The organism is Streptomyces sp. NPDC012935 (genome assembly GCF_042900345.1).
Classification (GTDB): Bacteria; Actinomycetota; Actinomycetes; order Streptomycetales; family Streptomycetaceae; genus Streptomyces.
In genome coordinates this window covers 1-2,037 of the sequence record NZ_JBIBBC010000051.1, presented here as the reverse complement: position 1 = coordinate 2,037, position 2,037 = coordinate 1, and the positions used below count along the sequence as shown (strand labels likewise).

The 2,037-nt window shown below is 72.8% G+C and carries 2 protein-coding genes; one reads left to right on the top strand and one right to left on the bottom strand.

Features of this window, described 5'->3' with window-relative positions; genetic code table 11:
* On the bottom strand, window positions 1–882 hold an 882-nt coding region (locus ACFY5C_RS41300), incomplete at its 3' end, for an MFS transporter (RefSeq protein ID WP_389455216.1).
* Between the two features lie 330 nt (window positions 883–1,212).
* Between ACFY5C_RS41300 and ACFY5C_RS41295 the strand changes: the two genes are divergently transcribed.
* Window positions 1,213–2,037: SPFH domain-containing protein (locus ACFY5C_RS41295; protein ID WP_389455214.1), on the top strand; the 825-nt coding region annotated here is incomplete at its 3' end.

The following is a 2,037-nucleotide window of genomic DNA, read 5'->3' as shown; positions in this document are numbered from 1 at the left end:
CTGCGGGACCAGGAACGCGACCATGCCGAACGCGGTCGTGACGACCAGGGTGAGCAGGACGGCCTGCACCATCGCGGGCCGGGCCAGCAGCCGCAGGTCGACCATCGGCGCGGCCGCCCGGCGTTCGACCGCCACCCAGCCGGCCGCGAGCCCGGCCACACCCACCGCGACGGCCCCGGCCGCGAGCGGCGGCAGACTGCCGTCGGCCACGGTCACGAGTCCGACCATGAACGCGAGCAGGGTGCCGGTCAGCAGCAGCACACCGGGCCAGTCGATCCGGTCGTCCGACGCGGCCGGCGGATCGTCCGGAACGGTCCGGGCGACGACGTACGCCGCCACGGCGACCACGATCGTCGGCAGCGCGAACATCCAGTGCCAGGACAGGAGTTCGGCGATCGGTCCGGCGACCAGCGTGCCGACCGTACCGCCGCCCGTGAAGAGCGCGACGACGACGCCGACGGCCGCCTGCGACCGGTGCGCCGGGAGATGGGTGCGCACCAGGATGAAGGAGAGGGGCAGCGCGCCCACCATGGCGCCCTGCAGCAGCTGGCCGAGCAGCAGCACCGGCAGGCCGGGCGCCAGCGCGGCGAGCAGCCCGCCGGCCGACACCAACGCCATCAGCCGGAGAAGCACCCGCTTGCCGCCGTAGCGGTCGCCGAGCTTGCCCGCGACGGGCGTGAGAACGGCGCCGGTCACCAGTAACGTGTTGGCGACCAGCGCCCCTTGGGAGGGTGTGACGCCCAACTCCCGCTGGAGCAGCGGCAGCGCGGGCTCCACCACGGACTGCAGGGCGCCGAGGGCGAGCGCGAGGACGCCGAGCGCGCCGATCGGCAGTCTGCCGAGGCGCACCGGGCCGGGCGGGTCGAGGACGGTCGTGGTCATGGGAGTCCTGTTCGCAGTCGGGAGACGCGCGGTTCTCGCGCATCTCCCACGCTCCCGCCGGGCACTTCGGCGGGCATCGTCCGTCGTGCCCGTCGTCGTCTGGTGCGTCCGGACCAAATGCCGCCGCACGTAGTGCGCACGCACCAGACGTCCGGGGAGGGGGAGCCCCTGCCACTACCGTCCGGTAACGCCCCGGTACACCCCCCTTACGCTGTTCCGGACCCATGGTGTGGGATGGCTTGACTCACGCCGGAGATCACCGCGGAGATCACGACGGACATCACGCCGGGCCCGCACACGCGCCCGGCACAGCAACGCAAAGGGGGAACTGTGGCACGAGGGCGCGCGAAGGCGAGCGCACGACGCGTGGCCGAGGCGGTCGCCTCGGGCACCGATCCACGCAGGGCCGCGCAGGAGGAACTGCGCCGGCAGGCGGGCGGTCGGGGAGCCCGGCAGGACGGCGGCGGCGGCGAGTACGAGGCCCAGGGCTGGAACATCGACCCGGAGGACTTCCCGGCCGCCCGGGAGCAGGGCGGCTCGACCGCGACGGTCATGCGGCAGAAGACGGTGCCGCTGGACGAGGCCGGCGAGGCCCTCGGCCGCAGCGAACAGCAGCGCCAGGGCGGCGAGGTGGTGCACGCCATCTGCCCGATGGTGCTGCCGAAGGGCCGCTCGTTCCTCTCCATGCTGCCGGTGCTGACCCTGCTCGTCCTGGGTGCCGTCGGCGCCTCGATCGTGGGCGCCGCCGGGGCCGACGTGCTGACCAACCCCCTGTTCGGCGTGCACTACTGGGTCGTCTCGCTCGCCGCGGTCGCCTTCGTGTGGTGGCGGCAGGGCATGGTCATGGTGCCCGACGGCTCCCAGGCGCTGATCACCCGGTTCGGCAAGCTGGAGAAGGTCGTCGGACCGGGCCGGGTCGTGCTGCTGAGCCCCTGGAAGCGGGTGTCGTACATCGTCAACACCACCCGTGAGTACCCGTTCAACGCGCCGGTGCGCGAGGCCCCGACCCGGGGCGGGGTGAAGGCGTCGATCGACCTGTTCATCCAGTTCCGGATCAGTGACCCCACCGAGTTCGTGTACACGCTCGGCGCGGTGCGCGGCTTCGAGGAGAAGCTGAGCAACGCCGTCAGCGAGACGATCCGCAGCCTCATCTAC